Source organism: Paramagnetospirillum caucaseum (genome assembly GCF_000342045.1).
Classification (GTDB): Bacteria; Pseudomonadota; Alphaproteobacteria; order Rhodospirillales; family Magnetospirillaceae; genus Phaeospirillum; species Phaeospirillum caucaseum.
On sequence record NZ_AONQ01000009.1, the window covers coordinates 66,035 to 87,935 of the forward strand.

General features: G+C 63.4%; 24 protein-coding genes. 10 read left to right on the forward strand and 14 right to left on the reverse strand.

Annotated elements, in window-relative coordinates:
• Positions 1-275: 275 nt before the first annotated feature.
• On the reverse strand, positions 276-1,439 hold the full coding sequence (locus tag H261_RS05050; protein ID WP_008615045.1) for a serine/threonine protein kinase: 1,164 nt from the start codon (positions 1,437-1,439) through the stop codon (positions 276-278).
• Positions 1,436-2,356 carry a hypothetical protein gene (locus H261_RS05055; protein WP_008615046.1) on the reverse strand — a complete coding sequence of 307 codons (921 nt, stop codon included), beginning with the start codon at positions 2,354-2,356 and terminating at the stop codon, positions 1,436-1,438. The genes H261_RS05050 and H261_RS05055 overlap by 4 nt, the downstream gene beginning before the upstream one ends.
• Before the next feature lie 462 nt (positions 2,357-2,818).
• On the opposite strand from H261_RS05055, the gene mamG reads away from it, so the two are divergent.
• Both mamG and H261_RS05065 read left to right on the forward strand, forming a co-directional pair.
• Positions 2,819-3,310: a magnetosome protein MamG gene (gene mamG / locus H261_RS25725; RefSeq protein WP_008615047.1), complete on the forward strand. Its 492-nt coding sequence runs from the start codon at positions 2,819-2,821 to the stop codon at positions 3,308-3,310.
• An 11-nt stretch (positions 3,311-3,321) separates the two neighbouring features.
• Positions 3,322-3,657 carry a hypothetical protein gene (locus tag H261_RS05065; RefSeq protein WP_040475715.1) on the forward strand — a complete coding sequence of 112 codons (336 nt, stop codon included), beginning with the start codon at positions 3,322-3,324 and terminating at the stop codon, positions 3,655-3,657.
• Positions 3,658-3,736: 79 nt separating this feature from the next.
• Here H261_RS05065 and H261_RS25340 read toward each other — a convergent pair whose 3' ends face one another.
• The 5 genes from H261_RS25340 to H261_RS05080 all read right to left on the reverse strand — a co-directional run bounded on the left by H261_RS25340 (position 3,737) and on the right by H261_RS05080 (position 8,015).
• Entirely contained in the window at positions 3,737-3,886 is a 150-nt protein-coding gene (locus H261_RS25340) for a hypothetical protein (protein WP_008615049.1), read from the reverse strand.
• A 22-nt stretch (positions 3,887-3,908) separates the two neighbouring features.
• Positions 3,909-4,082 (reverse strand): hypothetical protein, encoded by a 174-nt coding sequence (locus H261_RS25345; RefSeq protein WP_156612421.1) that lies wholly within the window; start codon positions 4,080-4,082, stop codon positions 3,909-3,911.
• 56 nt (positions 4,083-4,138) lie between these two features.
• Positions 4,139-6,253: a ferrous iron transport protein B gene (gene feoB, locus H261_RS05070; protein ID WP_008615050.1), complete on the reverse strand. Its 2,115-nt coding sequence runs from the start codon at positions 6,251-6,253 to the stop codon at positions 4,139-4,141.
• Between the two features lie 35 nt (positions 6,254-6,288).
• A complete protein-coding gene (locus H261_RS05075) occupies positions 6,289-6,543 on the reverse strand; it encodes a FeoA family protein (protein WP_231920569.1) in 255 nt (84 codons plus the stop codon).
• A gap of 74 nt (positions 6,544-6,617) precedes the next feature.
• Positions 6,618-8,015 (reverse strand): carbohydrate porin, encoded by a 1,398-nt coding sequence (locus H261_RS05080; RefSeq protein ID WP_081608856.1) that lies wholly within the window; start codon positions 8,013-8,015, stop codon positions 6,618-6,620.
• A gap of 166 nt (positions 8,016-8,181) precedes the next feature.
• Here H261_RS05080 and H261_RS23770 point away from each other — a divergent pair, with 166 nt between their 5' ends.
• A complete protein-coding gene (locus H261_RS23770; protein ID WP_407636086.1) occupies positions 8,182-8,481 on the forward strand; it encodes a transposase in 300 nt (99 codons plus the stop codon).
• On the opposite strand, the gene H261_RS05085 is transcribed toward H261_RS23770, so the two are convergent.
• The 4 genes from H261_RS05085 to H261_RS25955 form a co-directional block, all read right to left on the reverse strand.
• Positions 8,381-9,346: a protein kinase domain-containing protein gene (locus H261_RS05085; RefSeq protein WP_008615057.1), complete on the reverse strand. Its 966-nt coding sequence runs from the start codon at positions 9,344-9,346 to the stop codon at positions 8,381-8,383. The two genes, H261_RS23770 and H261_RS05085, sit on opposite strands and share 101 nt — an antisense overlap.
• A 6-nt stretch (positions 9,347-9,352) precedes the next feature.
• Positions 9,353-10,303 (reverse strand): PP2C family serine/threonine-protein phosphatase, encoded by a 951-nt coding sequence (locus H261_RS05090; protein WP_008615062.1) that lies wholly within the window; start codon positions 10,301-10,303, stop codon positions 9,353-9,355.
• Positions 10,287-11,267 (reverse strand): hypothetical protein, encoded by a 981-nt coding sequence (locus H261_RS05095; protein WP_008615072.1) that lies wholly within the window; start codon positions 11,265-11,267, stop codon positions 10,287-10,289. The genes H261_RS05090 and H261_RS05095 overlap by 17 nt, the downstream gene beginning before the upstream one ends.
• Before the next feature lie 163 nt (positions 11,268-11,430).
• Positions 11,431-11,721 carry a hypothetical protein gene (locus tag H261_RS25955; RefSeq protein WP_231848986.1) on the reverse strand — a complete coding sequence of 97 codons (291 nt, stop codon included), beginning with the start codon at positions 11,719-11,721 and terminating at the stop codon, positions 11,431-11,433.
• On the opposite strand from H261_RS25955, the gene mamY reads away from it, so the two are divergent.
• From mamY to ftsZ, 4 genes are all read left to right on the forward strand, one after another.
• Positions 11,710-12,708, forward strand: coding sequence for a liposome tubulation protein MamY (gene mamY, locus H261_RS05100; protein WP_235062870.1), 999 nt, complete (start codon positions 11,710-11,712; stop codon positions 12,706-12,708). The two genes, H261_RS25955 and mamY, sit on opposite strands and share 12 nt — an antisense overlap.
• 180 nt (positions 12,709-12,888) lie before the next feature.
• A complete protein-coding gene (gene mamX / locus H261_RS05105; protein ID WP_008615076.1) occupies positions 12,889-13,659 on the forward strand; it encodes a magnetosome protein MamX in 771 nt (256 codons plus the stop codon).
• On the forward strand, positions 13,643-15,577 hold the full coding sequence (gene mamZ, locus H261_RS05110) for a magnetosome biogenesis transporter MamZ (RefSeq protein WP_008615077.1): 1,935 nt from the start codon (positions 13,643-13,645) through the stop codon (positions 15,575-15,577). Before mamX ends, mamZ begins: the two co-directional genes overlap by 17 nt.
• A gap of 45 nt (positions 15,578-15,622) precedes the next feature.
• Entirely contained in the window at positions 15,623-16,558 is a 936-nt protein-coding gene (ftsZ, locus tag H261_RS05115) for a cell division protein FtsZ (RefSeq protein ID WP_040475729.1), read from the forward strand.
• A gap of 35 nt (positions 16,559-16,593) precedes the next feature.
• Here the strand turns inward: ftsZ and H261_RS05120 are convergent, their stop codons facing one another.
• The 3 genes from H261_RS05120 to H261_RS05130 form a co-directional block, all read right to left on the reverse strand.
• Positions 16,594-16,920, reverse strand: a complete 327-nt coding sequence (locus H261_RS05120) for a YnfA family protein (protein WP_008615079.1) — start codon at positions 16,918-16,920, stop codon at positions 16,594-16,596.
• A gap of 247 nt (positions 16,921-17,167) precedes the next feature.
• On the reverse strand, positions 17,168-18,124 hold the full coding sequence (gene dmeF, locus H261_RS05125) for a CDF family Co(II)/Ni(II) efflux transporter DmeF (RefSeq protein WP_008615089.1): 957 nt from the start codon (positions 18,122-18,124) through the stop codon (positions 17,168-17,170).
• Positions 18,125-18,140: 16 nt separating this feature from the next.
• Complete coding sequence (locus H261_RS05130) at positions 18,141-20,414, reverse strand: heavy metal translocating P-type ATPase (protein WP_152426712.1); 2,274 nt, start codon at positions 20,412-20,414, stop codon at positions 18,141-18,143.
• Between the two features lie 99 nt (positions 20,415-20,513).
• On the opposite strand from H261_RS05130, the gene H261_RS05135 reads away from it, so the two are divergent.
• From H261_RS05135 to H261_RS05145, 3 genes are all read left to right on the forward strand, one after another.
• Entirely contained in the window at positions 20,514-20,939 is a 426-nt protein-coding gene (locus tag H261_RS05135) for a MerR family transcriptional regulator (RefSeq protein WP_008615101.1), read from the forward strand.
• A gap of 105 nt (positions 20,940-21,044) precedes the next feature.
• A complete protein-coding gene (locus H261_RS05140; RefSeq protein WP_008615103.1) occupies positions 21,045-21,470 on the forward strand; it encodes a Fur family transcriptional regulator in 426 nt (141 codons plus the stop codon).
• Positions 21,471-21,607: 137 nt separating this feature from the next.
• The gene (locus tag H261_RS05145; RefSeq protein WP_008615104.1) at positions 21,608-21,856 is read left to right on the forward strand and encodes a hypothetical protein; all 249 of its coding nucleotides are present in this window, start codon (positions 21,608-21,610) and stop codon (positions 21,854-21,856) included.
• Positions 21,857-21,901 lie beyond the last annotated feature (45 nt).

Consider the following 21,901-nt stretch of genomic DNA (forward strand, 5'->3'; position numbering starts at 1 on the left):
CCCGGTGCCGGGGGCAGATGCCGACTGACTATCGTTTGCGCAAGACGTGCCTGCGGAGACGCGCATAGGTCATCCAATGGCAGAAGTTGCGAATCTCGCTCGCGAGCATGCGAAGAAAGTCATCTTTCAGACACAGAGGCATGGAACTCCCTCCCCGAGATATGCATTCAGCCGTAGGTTTCATTGCCACAATAATATCAGACGATACCGCAAGTGAAGAGCCAGTTCCTCCCCCGTCATTCTGACGGACCGGAGTGGCAGGATAGTTGGATCACTCAGAAATTTTCCATGATCTTGGCCTTCTGTCCGTCGTAGTCGGCCTGGCTGATCAGGCCCTCGTCGAGAGCGGTCTTCAGCTTTCTCAGGCGATTGATCGGATCGTCGCCTCGGCTGGCAACCACCGGCTTGGAGCGATCAGAAGGAATGGGAACGGCAGGCTTCGGCCGGGCATTGGGAGTGATATTTGGCGCTCCACTGGACACCCGATAGAGAAGCCACCTCAGACCTCCGGTTACCGGACTCATTTCCAGCCCTGCGGCCGCGGACAGGATCGCCTTGATCGACGGTATGCGGATGGAATTCGATCCACAGGCCAGCGCAAGCCGTGCCGCCCAATCGCGAACGTAAAGGTCATCAAAGGCGGCAAGCCGCTGGAACAGTTCCGAGCCATGCGGATTGAGGAAATCCGACCGGGTGAAGATGAGGTTCTCGCCACTGTGGCAGTGCTTGAGCAATCCGGGTTCGAACACCAAGGCCCGCAACGACAGTTGCATCACCAGCATGGAGAAGTGATCCAGCGTCGCATCGAAATGCGTCTCGTTGCGTTCGGGGTGCTGGAAATTGATGCTGCCGAGCAAGGTGCAGGGCAGCCCGCTCAGTTCAGGAAGATACATGGAATCGTAATCGATCAGCTTCAGCCGACCATCAGGTCCGATCAGAATGTTGTCGTGTTTAAGGTCGCCATGAGCGACGCCACGGTTCAGCAGATTCAGGCAAAGCCGCGCCCAGGCCCGGCTCATGCCTGCGATGCCGCCGCGCTTGTCGCTATCGCACAGGGTCTGGACCAAGGCGCCGATGGTGCGGCCAGGGACCCAAGGCATGCTGATGACCGGATATTCACCGTGCTTGGCGATGGACGACGTCACGTAGAGTTCGTCGCGGTGAAACCGAAGCGGCACCATATAGGGCGAGCCGCTGGCAGCGACGAAGCCGGAGATTGCTTTGTAGCGGCGCTCCAGATCGGGAAGATCACGGATGAAGCACTTGATCGCCAAGAGCGACCCTTGGGAATCGGTGACCCGGAATACCCCGGCGAAATTTCCGGCGAGAAACTGCGGGTGGCCTCGGGCATCCTTGAACGGTGTCACCTGTAGAGTGGCGAACCGGGCCTTGGCGTTGGAGAGTGCTGCCTTGTAGTCCGCCAATACCGGGAACGTCACTGTTCGAACTCCGTGGTCCGAGCGTGTGACGAAGCCTCGGCGGCTTGGTTAAAAACGATGGCCGGCCGGGTGCCGATATCGAGCAGTTTGACCAGCGCGACGGCATCGGCATTGAACGCCATGCCGCGCAGGGTCGGGGTGGTCTTCAGGTCGCGCTCGAACAGTTCGCAGATGATGGCGCGATGGCGGCCCGACAACTCGCTCGACATCTCGAACAGCAGGCGGGCATAGGTGTCGTCGGGCAGTTGGCCGGCGCTGGACGGGAACACCACCGGCGCGTCGTCGCCGCCGGAAATATGGCAGTTCATCAGCAGGACGTGGCCGTCATTGGTCTTTAGCCCGGTCAACCGCCGGGCGGTCGCCAGAAGTTCTTCGTCGCTGTCCACATCGTTGGCCATGCCGTCGGTAATATTGATGACGGCCGGGGGGAATGACCCGGGGTTCGCGGAAATCCAGGGTTCCAGGATCGATTGCGCCAAGCGCAGCGCTCCGTTCATCGGGGTGCTTTCCACCGCCACCGGCGCCACCCAACGCGAAACGGCGACCCGTTCGACCACCGGCTGGCCGCGAACCATGATGGTGGTTTCTTCCTCGATGGTATCGGCGTTTTCCGCCACCTCGGAGATGGGCACCAAGCTGCGCCCCGCCAAGGCTCCCAGCCAGCAGAACTCGGCGCGGTTAGTGCGCCCATAGCCGATGACGCCGATGTCGAAATAGTCCCGGACACCTTCATCACGCATACAGCGGTTGATCAACTCGTCGAGGGTTCGGTTGAGCGCATCCGCCACCACCTGGGCCCGGCTGATCGTCTGGCCGTTATCATCGACACCGAAGGTGGTGTTCATGGATTTGGATTGATCCACTAGAAAGATAAAGGCGCCGCGCTGGTCGCGGCTGATTTCCTGTGAATAGGCCACGGATCACGTCTCCTGTGGTTGAGCACCGTTACGATTTTCGCTGGAGGGGATCTCTGCCGACGAAATCAGTTCACATCCGGAGCCTTGATCACGAAACAACCGGAGGCCCAGAATCTCACGCGTCATCACTTTAGCAAAGACTGTGGCTCCATCAAATTCTTGGACAAAACAGCATGAAGCGCTGACGGCAAAAGCGCGAATATGAGAGTGATTATTAACTTCTTTTGCTGCTGACGTATTGTTATCCGCTTGCAGACTATTGTCGAGCCGGCGAATTTGTGCAACAAGACATGTATGTATTTATCTCTTTCCCAGAGGAGTTAGGTTATGGCGGCACAGATGGCAACAGGTATGGCTGGTGGGACCGCCGCGAACGCTGCAGCTCCCGCAGCTGGCGGCGCGGCCATGGCTGCCGCGGCGGCTCCTGAAATCGAACGTGAGGGTGCCGCTCAGGCCGCCGGCATGAAGGCCGGTGGGGCCAAGGCCGGCGCCGCCAATGGCGCAACGGCCAAGACCGGGGCGGCTAAGGCTGCCGCGGCAGAGGTTGAACGCGAGGCGGTGACCGCCAAGGCTGCGGGCATGAAAGCCGCTGGAACCAAGGCGGCGGCTGGTGGCGCCAATCAGGCGGCCATGGCCGCCAAGGGAGCTGGCGCAGCCACCAAGGTCGCCGTGACCGGCGTCAAGGGCAAGGCCATGGTTGCCGCCGGTGGAGCCGGTGCTGCCGGTGCCGCAGCCGGTGCCGCCACGGGTGCTTCCGTCACTGCCAGCCCCATCGCCGCCGCCACCAGCAGCAGCGCCATGCTGTCCGCCAAGGGCGTCAGCTTGGGCCTCGGCCTGGGTCTGGGTGCCTGGGGGCCGGTGCTGCTGGGCGTGGTTGGAGTGGCGGGCGCCGTCGCTCTTTATGGATATTACAAGAACCGCAATGCCGAGCCGGCTGCGGCCGAAGCCGTCTGAAGGAGGACGAAATGACCGCACAGACTGTCGGGTTGTCGCAAGAAACCGGAACCAGTTACAAGCCCCTGGTGATGGCTGCCCTCAGCTATCTCGGTATTCTTTGTTTTGTGCCTTTGATGCGCAACAAGGATGACGAATACGTTCAGTTCCATGCCAAGCAAGGGCTGGTGCTGTGGATGATCGCGGTCCTTTCCATGTTCGTCCTGGAAATTCCCGGCATCGGAAAGTGGTTCTTCGGCTTCTCGTCCATGCTGGTTCTCGTGCTGTCGGTGGCCGGGCTGGCCTCGGTGGCGTTCCGCCGCGCCTGGAAGCTGCCGCTGGTCGGATATATCGCCGACCGTATCTGAGACTGCTGAACGGATCTGCCGCGCCGAGATGACTCCATGGGGTCATCTCGGCGTTGGCGTTATTGTGGGGCGTTTCTGGTCACATACGGCGCCACCAATCGAGGGTGCCGCGCAGCAAGGCGGGGCCGCTATCGACAATTTCGATGATGCCCATGGCCATTGCGGCCAGCCCCAGCAGAATGCCTATCTTCAGCCAGCCGTTCCGAGGCAGTTGATCGCGAGAGATCATTGCCGCATCCCCATGGCGGGGGTCAGCCACAATCGGTGCGGCCGCCGTTTCGCTTGGCGCCGCAACTGCATCCACCGCCACATGACGCCCCGTCGGACGGCCGCCACATCCGCCACAGATGGCGGATGACCACGAAGGCCGCCCCCGCTCCCACGACGGTGATGGCGCCCAAATCCCAGAGTGATCCCCAAGCCATGGCGCAACGCTTCTTTCATCAGGAGGTGGCAGAGCAACTCCGCCACCCGAACAAGCCTACAAGAATGTCCCGCCGATCCGGCTGGCGGCCAGGGCCAGCAGCCAGGCGAAGGTCAGGGAATAGGCCACCGAGAACCCGGCCCACCGCCAGCTCTGCGCCTCCTTGCCGATGATGGCGATGGTCGACAGGCAAGGCGCGTAGAGCAAGGTGAAGATCATGAAGGCGATGGCCGTGGCGGGCGGCATGGCGCCCCTCAAGGTCTCGGTCAGCTGGTCCGACCCCTTCTCCTGGGCATAGATGACGGCATAGGTCGCCACCACCACTTCCTTGGCGACAAAGCCGGTCATGATGGCCGCCGAATCCCGCCAGGAAAAGCCCAGCGGCTGGAACAGCGGCGTCACCGCGATGGCCGAACGCCCAAGATAGCTCTTTTCCAGTTTCTCCTGCGCCTGGGCGCTTTTCAGCGTCTTCAGCGCTGTTTCCTTTTCCGGGCTGTCGGGAAGCGCGGTCTGTTCGGCGATGACGGTCTCGAAATCCTGGGAATAGGTGATGTCGCGGGGGAATTCCTGGAGGAACCAGATCACGATGGAGCCCACCAGGATGACGCCGGTTACCTTGGCGACAAAGCCCTGGGCGCTGTCCCACATATGGTGCAGCACCGAATGCAGGGTCGGCAGACGATAGGGCGGCAGCTCCATCACGAAGGCGTCGCCACCGCTGCCGGGGATGATGCGGTTCAGCAACACCGCCGACACCATGGCGGCGACCAGGGACAGCATATACATGGCGAAGACCACGGTGCCGGCCATATCGGCGAAGAAAGCTCCGGCGAACAGGATGAAGACCGGCAGTCGGGCCGAGCAGTTCATGAACGGCGCGATCAGCATGGCGATCAGACGCGCCCGCTTATTGGTGATGACGCGGGTGGCCATGACGGCGGGGACATTGCAGCCGAAGCCGGCCACCATGGGGATCAGGGTAGTGCCGTGCAGGCCGAAATGATGCATCACCCGGTCCATCAGGAAGCTGGCGCGGGCCAGATAGCCGGTGCCGCTGAGGATGGCCATGAAGAAGAACAGGATGACGATATTGGGCAGGAATACGATGGTTCCGCCGACGCCGGCCATGACGCCGTTGACCACGAGATCATGGAACATGCCCTCGGGCAGGGTCTTGTCCACCAGATCGGTGGCCAGTTGCACCCCGGCCTTGATCCAGTCGGTGGGAATGGCTCCCAGGCTGAATGTGGCCTCGAACATCACCCACAAGATGCCCAGAAGCAGGGGCAAGCCCAGGGTACGGTTCAGGAAGAAATCGTCGAGGATACGGGTCAGCTTGAACCCTGCGGTGGGATCGCTCTCCTGCTGGCGGACTTCGCGCAGCAGGCCGTTGGAAAAGGCGAAGCGCGCCGAGGCCAACAGGCTGGCGGTGTCTTCATCATGCTCGTGGGCCAGGGCCGATTGCTCGCCCTTGATCTCCTCGACCAGTTCGACATGGTTGCTTTCGTGGCGCAGAACCTCGTCATCGCCCTCCAGCATCTTGATGGCCAGCCAGCGCGAGCGCACCGGGCTCAGCTCCTGGGGGTGCAGCTTGGACAGATGCTGCTGGACGCGCTCGATGGCCGCCTCCAGATGGCTGTCATAGTGCAGCCGCAACGGGGCGGCGGCGGGAGTTGTCGAGGCCATGGCCGCCACCGCGTCCAGCAGGGCGTCGATGCCCTCCTTCTTCAGGGCGCAGGTCTCCACCACCGGCGACCCGAGGGCCGAGGCCAATAGGGCGGTGTCGATGCGAATACCGGCCCGCCGGACCTCGTCCATCATGTTCAGCACGGTGATGCGGGGCAGCCCGGTCTCGATCAGCTGGGTGGTCAGGAACAGGCTGCGGTCCAGATGGCCGGCATCCAGCACGTTGACGATGATGTCGGGTTCCTCGCCGTGGATATAGTCGCAGCCGACCTTCTCCTCCGGCGATTGCGACGAGGTGGAAAAAATGCCCGGCACATCGACGATGCGTAAGGGAACCCCGCCATGGGTGATCTCGCGCACATTCAAAGAGGTCGTCACCCGTTGATAATTGGCGACGGCGGATTGGGCGCCCGTCAGGGCATTGAACAAGCTGGTGGAACCGGCATTGGGGTTACCCACCAGTGCCACGGTGACGGGGGATTTCATGTGCGGCTACCCTTGGATCGAGGTCGGTGGGGTGATTATTTGACGCGGATGCGGATCTGCTGGGCCTCGGCATTGCGCAGGCCCAGGCTGTAGCCCATCAGGCTGTAGATGCGCGGATCACCTAACGGGGCCGAACGATCCAAGGTGACGGGAGTACCGGCCACTACGCCAAGAGACTGCATGCGACGCTTGAAAACGCCGTCCTCGGTTTCGATCTTGACGATCTCACCCTGCTGCTCGGGGCGAAGGTCGGCAAGGGTGAGAGTGTCGGAATTCATCTGCTGCGCCACGGGACGACTCCTCTGAAACATGGTATCGCGGCCCTGGATGATTTTCTGGCTGTCCAGGGCCGGCACGAAAACGGCTAAAGCTTGAAAGAGGTCCTGAGGCCCAGCACGCTGGCATCGGGAATGGTCTTGGAGGTGTTCTCGGGCAAGGTGGTGGTGCCGCCCGGATGGAACAGGTACTGGCCAAAACCGGTAACGGACCACCAAGGGGTGACGGCGTAGCTGTACATGATCTCGACCACGGATTCGAAGTCGTGATCCGGCGCGGTGGCGGTGCCAAAGCGGCGAGCATCGGCATCGCGCGACGCCAGTTCGTCACTCATCTTGCCATAGGCGAACGAGATGCCGGTGATGTCGTCATCACGCCCCTCGAAGGTCCCCTTCAGAGTCAGGCCGGTATCAAGCCAATAGGACATCTGATTGCGGTCGTCAGGCATGTATGTCGTGCGGAAGAAGGCGCCGACCCCGCTGTCCACCGTGCCTTCGCGCTTCCACAGCATGTGATCGACGATGCCGTAAACGGCCCAGTTGCCACGCAGATTCCGGGCGACGCCCGAGCTGGCGCCGCTGCCCAGGGACAGGCCGGTATTGTCGAAATGCTGATCGGCAGTCCGGCCGTTGTAATACCAGCCACCAAGCTTGAAAGTCGCCGGCAGTCCTGGCGAGTCCTTGTCCTGGTTGATGGAATAGGCAGCCTCACCGAACCATACCGGGGGAGAATCGAAGGAGAAATCCGTGCCGCTGCGATTGCGCTTCTGGGCATCGTTGCCCACATTGGTGCCAGGCGCCACGTTGCCGGAGAATACAGCGGCCATCAGGCTGATCTCTTCGGTGGGCTTGACCTTCAGGCGGGTGCCCATGTTAGCCAGGGGATAGCCGCCACCGCCCGATGGCATGTTGGCGGCATAGATGGCTGGCCAGCCGAAAGCGCTGTTCACCATATAGGCCGCGTAGGTGCTGGTGAAGAACTCCTCCTGCATGGGGATCTGACCGAAGCGCAGGGAAGCCCTGTCATCGAGCACGCTTTGCTCGAACCACAGCGAGAACAGACGGGTGGAAGGCGCAGCCTCTACACTGGAGACCGGGATCAGGCCGCCGATAAAGTTGGAGGTCAGCTGACGGCCCTGGATATGGAAGGCTGTAGCGTGGATTTTGCCGCCCTGCCACCCAACCAGCTTATCCAGATTGACGTCCAGATCACCTTGCAGAAGGGCCGCGCCAACAGCGCGCCGCTTGATGCCGCCCGAGGGATTGCCAAGGGTTTCCGCGGTGTAGGTCGCGGTCAACTCGACGCCCCTGTCGGCCAGATCCGTGCGAATCCCCCCCCAATCGCCGGTCAGCTTCTCACGATCCCAGAACCCCTTTTCTACCTCAGGAGCGACTTCATCTGCAACGGCAGGTAATACGGCAAGGACGAGGGAGGGAAGGACAAGGGCTCCAGCCAAAACGTTCGACAAACTGGCAATCTTCTTCATTGGAATACCCAGCGCAATTAAGTAGTGCGATTAGCTCGCATCTTCAATAGCGCAGATCCCCCCCTCCTGACAAGACTCTATATGGGAGGTCGTGCCCCGCCCAACAGCATGCCGCTGGGGGTAAAAAGGGGGCGCGGATATCGCCATCAGCCGTTCTCGTGGAGGACTGAGCACCAAAATCCATACCATCGTGGACGTGCGTGGATTGCCGGTGAAATTGCTGCTAACGCCTAGCAAAACCTCCGACAAGGCGGCGGCCCCGACCATGCTTGAGGGCTTACCGACGGCTCAGGCATTTGTCGGCGACCGAGGTTATGACTGGCAGACCCTCGTCGATCCGGTCAAATCCAATGGCTGCTGCGCCCTCAGGAAAAAAATGAGAGGAGTCGTTTGGTGGGTGGCTTGGCCGGAACGGCCTCGACTTTTGCCGCCGCCTTCAATAGGGCTTCCATGGCGGCGATCCTGATCATAGGAGCCTTGGCAGCCTTGATCAGATGTTCCGTCCAGTCGCGGACATGGAAGTCCGGGCTGAGCGCCCATTGCCGCAACAGATCCGAACTGTCCGGCCGGGTGAAATCGCTTTTGGTCAGGACGAGATTCTCGCCGTTGTGATGACGCTTCAGCAAATCGGGCTGGAAGGTCAAGGCCCGCAGGGACAGCAAAATCACCAGCATGGAAAAATGGTCGATGGTCCCGTCGAAATGCCGGACCTCACGCCGGGGGTGCTGGAAATTGACGCCCCCCAGCATGGTCGAGGCCAGCCCCTTCAACTCCGGCAGATACATGGAATCATAGTCGATCAGCTTCAGGGCGCCGTCCTGTCCGACCAGGACGTTGTCGTGCTTCAGATCGCCATGGGCGACGCCTCGTTGCAGCAAATCCAGGCACAGACGACTCCACGCCCGGGTCAATCCGGCCAGGGCGGGAGCGTTTTCCCGCTGACACAGGATCTGGACGACGGCCCCCAGGCCCCGACCCTCGACCCAGGGCATGGTCACCACCGCGTAATCGGCATGGGGGGCGACGCTGGAGGTCACGAAGACCTCCGCCGGAAGAAACCGCAGGGGCACCACATAGGGGCATTGGGCGGTCCGGCAGAACTTGGCCACGGCGGCATAGCGGCGCGGCAGATCCGAGACTTCGCGGGTGAAGCACTTGACCGCCACATGCTCCCCCTCCCCGGTCACCATCTTGAACACCCCGGCGAAGTTTCCCGCCAGGAAGACCGGGCTGCAGCGGGCATCCAGATGCGGCCGGACGTCCAGGGTCGCGAAACGCCCTTTGGCGTTGGCGATGGCCGCCTTGTAATCGTTGATCAGGGGAAGCGGCATGGCGAATTACCGGGACCGGGCAAGATCGACGTCGATCATGATCAACGTGCAATCGTCATTGGCCAGCAGCCCCTTGCCGCACAGGGCGCGGACCTGATCGGCGAAGGCTTGATCGGATTTGAGGCAATCGCGCAGGGCCGTCAGCTCGGCGGACAGGCCGGGCCCCGGCGTGGCGCGATGGGCACGGGCGGCCTGGGCAAGCTTGCTCTCGCCGGTGCCGGCCAGCCGCTGGAATTCTCCCGCCAGCCCCGCCGCCGCGGGGCGGGCCTGACCGGCCAGGGTCCGCAGCAGCAGATACTGGCCGATCCCGTCCGACGCCAGCACCACCGTCGCCCGATCCGGCAATACCATTTCCCCGGCATGGAATCCGGAATCGTGCGGCAGATCCTTCCAGTTGAGCAAGAAGGGCGCTCGGTCTAGCGCCGATAAACTGGCGGGATAACAGGCCGCCAGGACAGGCTGGCGCCCGGTGCGGTCGAACACCATCATCTGGCTGTCGCCATAGCCCATCCATCGCAGCCGGACCCGGCCCTGACGATGGACGAGCCAGCCGGCCGCCAGCGTGGCGAACGAGCCTTCCCGGATGAACTTGCTGTACCGGGCGGGAGTGGCCTTGGACAAGGCGGCGTATTCCGAGCGAAAGCCCAGGCAGAACCCGTCCATCCACTGGTTCAGCGCATTCACCCCGGCGATGGGGGTCTTGGGCAGGCGGCTCACCAGCGTTTCGGCCCAGGGGCCGCAGAACAGCCCCGCCCCTCCGGCTCCGTCGGAGACGGCGGCCAGCAGGCCGTTGGGAATCCGGGCCAGCCGCAGCCGGTCTTCGTTTTGCCGCCACCGCAGCCTGTCGCCATCGGCGTAGCTGTCGTTGCGGGGCTTGACGATCGAGCGGCCCTGGGCCGTCCAAGTGAGCATGGGGGTAGCGCGCCGGATCAAGGGCGGATCAGCCTTGATCGCCATATTCTATCCGCACGGACGGTTCTTCCAGCACGAAGGAATCCTCGATCAGGGATTCGGCCTCGATTCCCGGCGGCGTGAAGGGCTCCATGGCCACCGAGAGGCCGATGGCCTGACGGGTGCCGATATCCAGCAGCTTGAGCAACGCCACGGCATCGGCGTTGAAAGCCATGCCCTTGATGGAAGGGGTGCGGCCGGGGTCACGGTCGAAGATTTCGCAGATGACGGCGCGATGGCGATTGGACAATTCGCTCGACATCTCGAACAGCAGCTTGGCATAGGGGTCGCGGGGCAGTTCCGCCGCCGAAGCGGGGAACACCACCGATGCATCGCTGCCGCCCGCGATATGGCAGTTGATGAGCAAGACATTGCCGTCGCCGGTCGTCAGCCCGGTCAGCTTGCGCGCCGTGGCCAGAAGCTCGGCATCGGAATTGACGTCGTTGGCCATGCCGTCGGTAATGTTGATGACCACCGGCGGGAACGAATCCGGATTGTTGCGCACCCATTCCGCCAAGGTGGCATGGGCCAGACCGAACGCGGCGTTCATGGGGGTGCTATCCACTCCCACCGGATCGATCCAGCGCGACAAGGTGATGCGCTCGATCAGCACCTGCCCGCGCATCTCAGTTTCGATCTCCACTTCCTCGATCTCGGCCTTGGCCGCCACTTCCGGAATGGGAACCAGCCGACGACCCGCCAAGCCGCCGCGCCAGCAGAATTCCGGGCGATTGGTGCGGCCGTAGCCGATGATCCCGATGTCGAAATAATCGCGCACGCCTTCATCGCGCATGCAGCGGTTGACCAGTTCCTCCAAGGTGCCGTTCAAGGCATTGGCCACCACCTCGGCGCGGCTGACCATCTTTCCCGACCGATCGGGACCGAAGGGCTTGTTCATGGATCGGGACTGATCGACCATGAACAAGAAGACTCCCTTGCACTCCCTGCTGATTTCCTGGGAATAGCTCATGCTTGCCTCCTGCCCGCCGATCACCGTCGCCGGCCCATCAAGGACCGGACAAACCCTGATTTCGGGCGATAGCATAATGCCGCCGCCATGTACACCGCCATGTTCAACAATGCAGCATCGTGTTGACGAAGCATAGGATTGTGATAATCATACGCAATTTCAGTCATTGACGCATCGACGCCCAACCCATATCAATGGATTGTTTCGAAGGTATCCCGCCGTTCGCCTTGCTGTTACTATAAGGGGAACGCCTGCGGGGCGGCGCATTGGGATGGCGATTGCGGCCATCATGGGAGATGTCCTTATGTTGATGGGGTTTAACAAGGCAGCCTTCGGCAAGTTGAATTCCGCCTCCCGCGCGGCCTTGATCGGCGCGGTCATTTGGGCTGTCCTGTCCATCGTCTATCTGACCATTTTCAATGGTTGGAAAAATCTCTTCACCATGCTTCCCCATGAATTCTTCATCGTGCTGCTGTCCATCGCCTTGCCGATCGGACTGACCGTCCTGATTCTCATGCTCTCGCGGATCGTGAAAAGCGTGGACACCTTGAAATCCGAGGTGACAACCCTGTCCCGGAACGATGTGTCGTCGGAGGGCTCCGTGGCCATGCTGGCCGACCTGTTCCGCGAGCATCGCGCCGCCATCGCCGCCCAGGTGGAGGCCCAGGTGGAAGCGACCACCCAGCTGATCCGGCTGAACCAGGAGGGCCGCGCCCTTGCCGCGCCCGCGCAGGCATCCGGCACCGACGAGGCCATGACCTTGCTGGCCCAGCTGTTCCGCGAGCATCGCGAGGCGGTGGCCGCCCAGTTGGAGGCCCAGGCATCGGCCACCGCCCAGCTGGTCCAGGTGACCCGCGACAGCCGCGACGGCATCGTCGATGAGCTGCGCTCCCAGCGGGTGCTGTCGCAAGAGATCACCCAGGAATTGTCCCAGATCGCCCAAAGCCGCACCGTCGCGCCGGCGCCCCCCGGCCTCGACCCGTCGCAGCGGATCGACCGCATGCGGGCCTTGGCCGAGGTTCTGGGGCTGGCCCTCAACGATCTGTCCATGACCGCCACCCAGGTGCTGACCGAACATCTGAACGCCGCCCATGGCGACCGGGACGGAACGCGGAAATTCATCTCGACCCTGACCACCGCCTATTTCGCCGGCGACAAGAACGTCTTTTTCCGCAGCTTGGTCCAAGAAGCAGTCAACCGCTCGGAACAGCTGCGCCGTTGCGCCGAGGACACCGAAAGCGTCCGCCAGCAGATTTCCAAAATCTTGCGCGAAGCCCGCGAGATCCGCTCCCTGGTGGCCGCCTGCGATCCCAACGACCTCGTCCGTATCGTCTTCGAGGACGGCGAGTTGTGGGCCTTGGAAAAAGCCCTAGCCGAACACTTCCTGATCGACGGAAGCCCCGTCTGGACGGAAACCGCGCCCGATTCCGGCATGGACTGATGGGCTATGGTCATTCCATTCCGAACCGGGATATGAGAAACTTCCGCCTCGACAGTTTGGAGCCGTTCTTATAAGCGGCCACCCCCGACGCCAAAGCACAAACCGGTTAAACACTTTGCCATCGATCGAGTCCCCGTGAGCAGTAAGGCCGTTGCACATCCCAATATCGCGGTTTGGATCATGGCGCTGGGCATTGCCTTCAGCATGGCCCTGGTCCTGACCGCCGTGTTCAACGCCAATCCCTGGGAGGACCACACCTACGATCTGGCCCCGCCCATCGTCGCCGGAATGCCCGCCCCCCATCGCGACGGCCGCGAGAAGATGGTCTGCTCCAGCTGCCACATCGTCACCCCCCCGGCCATCGGCACCGGACCGGGATCGGGAACCCTGCCCATCGTCCAGGGAACCCCGGCGCCCCATGTGGACGGCCGCGAAAAAATGCCCTGCGCCAGCTGCCACACCATCGTGAAGAAAGGCAGCGTCGCCAAGGGCGCCAAGGCGGCGCCGCTTCCGGCGGCGGTCACACCGGGCATGCCCCTGCCCGAGGCGGTGAGCGTGGCCCTGGCGGTGGCTCCGGCCCCCGCCGCCGTCCCCCTGGGCAATGAAGCCCACGAACGGATGGTGCCCTTCCGCTATCAGGGCAAGGTCGTGAGCATCGCCGGAGCCGGAGCCCGCTCGGTCTGGGGCGACATCTACATCCAGATCAACGACGGCATCAATCCGCCCATCTGGATCGACCTGGCCCCGCGCTGGTATCTGCAGGCCGAGGGCTGCGTGGTTCGTCCCGGCATGTTCGTCAAGGGCACCGCCTTCCGCGATCCGACCCAAGCCGCCGCAGGACTGGATTACGCCATGAGCGTCATGGCCAACGGCGAAATCTGCGCCTTGCGCGACAATCACCTCAACGGCCTTTGGGCGAATGCGGGAGGCATGGATGCCGAGGAACGCTGAGGCTCCGGCCAAGGGGACGACGGCGGACGACTTCGCCCCCACCCAATGGAACATCATCTATCTGCTGATGACCGTGGGCGCCCTGATGGCGGCGCTGTCCATTTCCATCCAGCCCCTGCTGCTGGACAAGATCTTCGGCATCGCCTTCGAAAAGGAAGGCGCCGTCAACGCCGATATCCAGGTGGTGGCGGAAATCGTCTCCATCGTCTGTGTGGGCTGGTTCGGCCTGCTGTCCGATCGCATCGGCCGGGTGCGGATCATCGCCCTGGGCTTCCTGATCGCCGTGGTCGGCGCGGCGGTATCGCTGCTCAGCCTTCAGGTAGGACTGGCCTTCGGCGCCGCCGGTCTGGTGCTGTTCTATCTGACCCGGGTGCTGCTGACCGTGGGCGCCGATACCGTCCAGTTGCAGCTGTCCACCCTGGTGGGCGATGTGTCGTCGCGCGCCAACCGGCCGCGCCTCATGGGGAATCTGGTCTTCATGATGGTGTTCGGCGGCACCATGCTGGCCGCCATCGTCATGCAGATGGCCGATTATCCCGGCGGCGTCTTCCTCATCATGTGCCTGCCGCTGCTGGCCGGAATCGCCGGTTTCCAGCTGACGCGGCGCAATCTGCGGGACGTGGCCCCGCCCCAGCCGGCCTCGGAAGACGACGAACATCCGCTGCGGCAGGTCTGGACGGTGATCACCAGCGATCCGCGCATGCAGCTGGCCTTCGCCGCCGCCTTCTACACCCGCGCCGACGTGATCATCCTCAGCCTGTTCTTCTCGCTGTGGTGCATTTCCGTTTCCGATCTGGTGGGGGTGACCCGCACCTTCGCCACCGCCCATGCCGCCGTGATGATCGGCCTGCTGGGGCTGGCGGTGCTGGCGGCGGTGCCGCTATGGCGCAGCTTCATCGAACGGCACAGCCGCATTTCCGCCATCGGCGCCAGCCTGTCCCTGGCGGCGCTGGGCTATATCTGGCTGGGCATGTTCGCCAATCCCTTCAACTGGCTGGTGGCGCTGCCGCTGCTGATGGTGGGAATCGGCCATGCGGGATGTTTCGTGACCCTTCAGGTTCTGACCGTGGACGCCTCGCCCAAGCCGATCCTGGGGGCCATGGTGGGAGCCGGTTATCTGGTCGGCGGCCTGGGAACCGTCATGCTGGTCCAAAGCGGCGGCTATTATTTCGACGCCCTCGGCCCCCGCGCCCCGTTCATCTTGATGGGAACGGGCAAGATGCTGGTGACCCTTTACGCCGCCTGGCTGCTGGCCAACGGCATCGACGAAACCTGCGACCATCATCTGAAATCGGCCCGCACAGTGGATTGGAAGCCGCTGGTATTCCTGACCGCCGCACTGCCCTTCGTCTGGCTGGTGGGACGCAGCGTCATCGAGGGCTATATCTCCAACGGGTCCCTGGGCGAGGCCCCCGTCGGCTTCGTCAACCGCTATCTCGGCGATTGGGCCTTCACCTTCTTGATTATTTCCCTGGCCATGCGTCCGGTCCAGGAAATCACCGGCATCAAGACCCTGGCCAAATACCGGCGCATGATCGGGCTGTTCGCCTTTTTCTACGCGGTGATGCACGTCTTGGCCTATGTCGCCTTGGAATGGGCGCTCAATCTGGGCGACATGATGGGCGACATCTACAAGCGGCCGTTCATCTTGCTCGGTCTGGTGGCGTTCGCGCTGCTGATTCCACTGGCCTTCACCTCGGCCAACAGCCAGATCAAGCGGATCGGCGGCAAGCGCTGGAAGAAACTGCACAGTGCTACTTATGTGATCAACGCCCTGGTGGCGCTCCACTTCATCCTTGCCGCCAATCACGAAAACGGCGAACCCTATGTCTATGCGGCGGCCGTCATCGTTTTGCTGTGGTATCGCTTTCACCAGTGGCGGGGCGGGAACGTGCTGCGCGCCCTGCGGATCGGCTGATGAGGCTGGACACGCGGCGCATGTCTTATCGGCGGTGATGGTGCGATGACGATAGTCCGTCCGAGAATAGTGGTGATCGGCGTCGGCGGAGCCGGCGGCAACGCCGTCAACAACATGATCCAGTCCAAGATCGAGGGCGTGGAATTCATCGTCGCCAATACGGACGCCCAGGCGCTGGGGCTGAGCCTGACCGAGCGACGCATCCAACTCGGCGGCCGGGTCACCCAGGGATTGGGCGCCGGTTCGCGCCCGGACGTGGGCCGCGCCGCCGCGGAAGAAAGTCTCGAAGACATCCAAGACCTGATCGGCGACGCCCATATGGTGTTCATCACCGCCGGCATGGGCGGCGGCACCGGGTCGGGCGCGGCACCGGTCATCGCCAGGGCCGCCCGCGAACAGGGGATCCTTACCATCGGCGTGGTGACCAAGCCGTTCCACTTCGAAGGCAAGCACCGCATGCACACCGCCGATCTCGGCATTGAAGCCCTGCAAGAAGAGCTCGATACCCTGATCATCATCCCCAATCAGAACCTGTTCCGCGTCGCCACCGAGCGCACCACCTTCGCCGACGCCTTCAAGATGGCCGACGGCGTGCTCAATTCCGGGGTGCGCAGCGTCACCGATCTGGTGGTGATGCCCGGCCTGATCAACCTGGATTTCGCCGATATCCGCATCGTCATGAGCGAAATGGGCAAGGCCATCATGGGCACCGGCGAGGCCGCCGGCGAAAAGCGCGCGATCGACGCCGCCGAGGCCGCCATCTCCAACCCGCTGCTGGGCGACACCTCCATAAAGGGGGCCAAGGGCGTCCTGATCAACATCACCGGCGGCATGGACATGACCTTGTTCGAGGTGGACTCGGCCGCTAACCGCATCCGCGAGGAAGTGGCCGCCGAGGCCAACATCATTTTCGGATCCACCTTCGACGACGCCCTGGCCGGCAAGATGCGGGTTTCGGTGGTAGCCACCGGAATCGCCTGACGAAACGCCCCGCCGCCCTGCGGCCGATTACGGCATCACTCGCCGCGGGGGGCGAAAATGATCACCAGGGCGCCCGCCAGGCAGAAGGCGGCGCCCAGAACGTCCCACCGGTCCGGCGGGCTCTCTTCCACCGCCCACATCCACACCAACGACGACAAAATGTAGATGCCGCCATAGGCCGCATAGGCGCGACCGGCGAAATCGGCATCGACCCGGGTCAAGGCCCAGGCGAACAGGGCCAGACTGGCCATCCCCGGAGCCCGCCAGAAGGGCGATTTGCCCAGCCGGAGCCAGGCCCAGAACGCGAAGCAACCGCCGATCTCGGCGAAAGCGGCCAGAAGGTATGTCGGAATGGCCCACATCCTGATTTCATCCCCTTTTTCCCGGAAATTATAGCCGGACCACAGCACCGCCCGCCCCCGCGGCAAGCCGGATCAAGGCCGATTGCCATGAGCCGATCGGGAAGCCCCCCTAAAGCCTTTTGCGTCGAATGTGACGCAAAAGGCTATAATCTTATGTATGCCCTCGCCGGGCGCAAACCTACGGTTTGCTTGGCCGCTCGCTCAATGCTCGCCAAAGCGGTTTGCGCCAGATAAAGCGCAAACCGCTTTAGCCGCAAGACGCCCCGTCGCAGGGATGGACCTCCACCGTGACATGGCTGAGTTCGTGAACCTCGGCCAGCAGCGTCTTGTAATGGCCCGGCTCGCGCGGGGTGTGGGTCACCAGCGAGACGATGGCCCCCCAATGGCCCGGCCCGATCTGCCAGAGATGAAGATCGGACAGCCGGTTGTCGGCATCGCCCTCGATGGCGGCGCGGACTTCCTCCGGCAGCTCCCGGTCGTCGCTGTGATCCAGCAAGACCGAACCGGTCTTGCGCATCAAGCCCCAGGCCCATTTGCCGATGACGGCGGCCCCGACCAATCCCATCATGGGATCCATCCACCACCACCCCAGATATTTCCCCAGCAGCAGGGCGGCGATGGCCAACACCGAGGTGAGGACGTCTGCCAGGACATGGATATAGGCGGCCTGGAGATTGTGGTCGTGATGGTCGCGATGATGGTCGTGATCGTGGTGGTGGCCGCAGTGATCATGGTCGTCGCCGAGGCCGTGTCCGCCCAAAATCCCGGCGCTGACCACGTTGACGACCAACCCGATGACGGCGACCATCAGGGCCTCGTCGAAGGCGATGGCTTGGACCGTCATCAGGCGGTTTGCCGATTCCCACACCATCAGCAGCGCCACCATGCAAAGGATAATGGCGCTGGTAAAGCCGCCCAGCGTCCCGACCTTGCCGGTGCCGAAGGTAAAGCGCTGGTCGTCGGCGTGACTGCGGGCGAAGGTATAGGCGAAGGCGGCGATTCCCAAGGCCCCGGCATGGGTGGACATATGCCAGCCGTCGGCCAGCAGTGCCATGGAGTTGAAGATCGTGCCCGCCGCGATCTCGGCCACCATCATGACGATGGTCAGAGCCACCACGATCTTGGTCCGACGTTCGGCGGATGCTTCCAGGCCCGATTGGAAATGGTGGCTGTGTTGCCATGACGACAGATTGTGTACATGCATGATCGCCCCTCCATCCCTAGGCAAGCCTCTGTTTCAAGGTATTCGACGACGAGGATAAGCCCATGCCGTCCTCGGACCTCTGAGTAACGCCGGCCTTCAGCAAGCGCAATCCATTGAAGGCCACCAGAAGGGCCGCTCCCATATCCGCCGCGATGGCTCCCCACAGGGTCGCGATGTCCAAAATCGCCAGCACCATGAACACCGCCTTCAGGGTGATGGCGAAACCGATATTCTGGCGGATGACCGTCATCATCCGGCGGGAATGGCCGATCAGCCAGGCCAACCTGGTCAGATCGTCGGACATCAGCGCCAGATCCGAGGTTTCGATGGCGGTATCGGTTCCGGCGGCCCCCATGGCGATACCCAGGGACGACCGGGCCATGGCGGGGGCGTCGTTGACTCCGTCTCCCACCATGGCGACGGTTCCGAATTGCCGGGCGAGATCGTCCATGGCCTCGCTTTTGTCCTCGGGCAGCAGTTCCGCCAGGACGAGATCGAAGCCCAGGGCAGCGGCTACCCGCTCGCCGGTGGCGGCGTTGTCTCCGGTCAGCATGATCAGTTTGCCCACCCCGGCCCGGCGCAGGCCCGCCAGCGCCGTCGCAGCTTCCGGACGAATGGGATCGGACAGGGCGATCAGCCCGCGTACCCCGGCGGCATCCCCCACCGCCACCACCGACCGCCCCCCTTCCGCCAAGGCCAGGGCCGCCTCGCGCACGGCAGGCGTCTCGGCACCCCGCTCCATCGCGTAACGATGGGAGCCCAGCCACACCGCCTCGCCATCGACGACCCCGCACATCCCCTTGCCGGGCAGGGACTGGACGGATTCGGCCGGAGTCGGAGCAATGCCCCCGGCGGCGGCGTGATCGAGGATGGCCCGGCCCAGCGGGTGGGTGCTGCGCGCCTCCAGCGCCGCCGCAAGCCGCAAGATGCGGCCCTCGTCGCCGCCGTCCAGCGCCATCACCCGTTCGACACCGGGGCGGCCCGAAGTCACGGTCCCCGTCTTGTCGAAGGCGATGGCGGACAGCCGCGACGCCGTTTCAAGATATTCCCCGCCCTTGACCAGCACACCGGCCCGCGCCGCCGAGGCCATGGCGGCCACCACCGTCAGCGGCGTCGAGATCACCAGGGCGCAGGGGCATGAAATGACCAGCAACACCAACGAGCGGTAGATCCATTCGGACCAGTCCAGGCCGAGCGCCAGCGGCGGCAGCACCGCCACCGCCACGGCACCGGCCAGGACGACGGGGGTATAGATCGCGGCGAAGCGATCGACCCAGCGCTCCACCTTGGATCGCTTGCCCTGGGCCTCCTCCACCAGCCGGGCCACCTTGGCCAGGGTAGTTTCACCGGCCGGCTTAAGGTTTTGCACCTCCAAGACGCCGTCGGCATTGATGGTGCCCGCGAAAACCTCCGTGCCCACGCTTTTCAGCACCGGCACGCTTTCCCCGGTGATCGGCGCCTGATCCACCATGCTTTCGCCCACCAGGACGCGGCCGTCCAGGGGAATGCGTTCACCCGGCAGCACGACGAAGACGGCCCCCACGGGTACATCCTCTGGCGCCGCCAGGGATTCGGCTCCGTCGGTTCCCTTTACCCGCGCCATGGGCGGGGTGAGGTCCATCAGCGAGGCGATAGCCCGGCGGGCGCGCTCGGCGCTCCAGCTCTCCAGCGCCAGGGACAGCGCGAACAGCGCCGAAACGGTAGCCGCCTCCATCCAGTCCCCCAGTGCCATGGCACCGAAGACCGCGACGCTCATCAACAAATTCATGTCCGGCCGCAGCGAGCGAACGGCATGCAGTGCCTTGGGCAGCACCATCCACAAGCCCACCGCCACGGCCACGGCCTCGGCGATCTGGGCGGGGAGCGGCACTTTGACCGCCTGGTCGAGAATCAGCCCCAGCAGCGCGGCGCCGCCGCTGAGCCCCGCCAGAACCGCCTGAAGCAACCGGCGCGAGGAATTGGCCTTGTCGCGCTCGGCCACGCTGGTGCGTTCCCACGGCTCCGCCCCCATTCCCGTGCGCGAAACGGCGGCGATCACCGCGTCGGCGTCGATATCGGCCCGGACGATCATCTTGCCGTTGAGCAGATCGAAGCTCAGGCGCTCGTCCCCCCCGGCCAGCGGGCCGACGGCCGCCTTCAGCGTCCGCACCTCCTCGACGCAGCACATGCCGGTGATGCGGAAGGCCCGGGACTTACCCGGCCGAGGCGGCTGGAGCGCCGCAGTGGGAAGAACCGCTGACGCGCCCCCGCCGCAACATTTGCTGGTGCAGCAAGATTTGGCTTCCGACATGACCCGAACTCCTTCGACGCGGCCCCTGATCGCGCTGGACAATCACCCGATTCAAGTGGAGCATGGACCCTGGAGCCACTACAGAGTCAACGGAAAATCATGACGCTTCAGCCCTTCAATATCGGCGGCCTCAGCCGGCAGACCGGCGTCAACATCGAAACCATCCGCTATTACGAGAAGATCGGGCTACTGCCGCCGCCGGCACGGAGCCAGGGCGGCTTTCGTCAATATGAGGACCACCATCTTCAGCGGCTCCGCTTCATTCGCCGGGGCCGCGATCTGGGCTTTTCCATCGATTCCATCCGTGCCCTGCTGACTCTGGCCGAACGACCCGATTCCCCGTGCGAAGGTGCCGATCAGATGGTTCTCCTCCATCTTGACGAGGTGGAACGCAAAATTGCCGACCTCACCCTTTTGCGCGACGAATTGCGGAAGATGAAGAATTGCTGCGGACAGGTGGTCGCCCAATGCCAGATCATCGGCTCACTGACCGCCCCCGGCTCCGCACAGCAGGACGCTATATGACCGCGACGGCAGCGAAACGCGCGGTTGCGCTCTCGCGCTTTGCCAACCTCTCCCTTGATGGTACCGTTCCCCCTGAACCGGCAGGAAAAATCGGATGAGACGGCCATGATTTCTCGAATCGAACAACGTTGCATCGACAAGAACATGAAGATGACCGGCCAGCGCCGGGTCATCGCCCGCGTCCTGTCCGAGTCCTCCGACCATCCGGATGTGGAGGAAGTCTACCGCCGGGCGGCCGAGATCGATCCCCATATCAGCATCGCCACGGTCTATCGCACCGTGCGGCTGTTCGAGGAAACGGCCATCTTGAAGCGGCACGATTTCGGCGACGGCCGCGCCCGCTACGAAGAAGCTGACGGTGATCACCACGATCACCTGATCGACCTGAAAACCGGCAAGGTCATCGAATTCTCCAGCGAGGAGATCGAATCCCTGCAAAAGGAAATCGCCACGCGCTACGGCTACCGGGTCGTGGGCCACCGCCTGGAGCTGTTCGGAGTTCCGCTGGCCGCCGACGAAACCGCCGACTGAGGCGGGCGCCCCCCCTCAAGCGGCACGGCAATCCGCGCGGCTCATCGGGGGCGATGCGAATACCCATTGACAATGAGTGGCAATTGCGGCTTTCTGTAGATGCGATTTGTTCGCAATCACAGCCGAGGAGATGCCCCATGAGCCGTCAAGCCGCCACCTTCTCTCCTTCCGCCGGGTCCCGCGCGGTCGTTCGTTCCACCGTCGCCGGTGCCGGTGGCGCCGTGGCGGCGGGAACCGCCAAGGCCGCGGGCTTCCTGACCATGGGCAAGATGGCCGGTGTCGGCTTGGGCGCCCTAGCCGGCGGTCCGCTGGGCGCCGCCGTCGCCGTCGGCTTGATGGCCGGTCTGATCTACGGATCCGCCGCCGCCCGTCACCGTCGGGTCTGAACCCCTTCCGATGGAACTAAACTGCCCGCCGCCCATGGCGCGGGC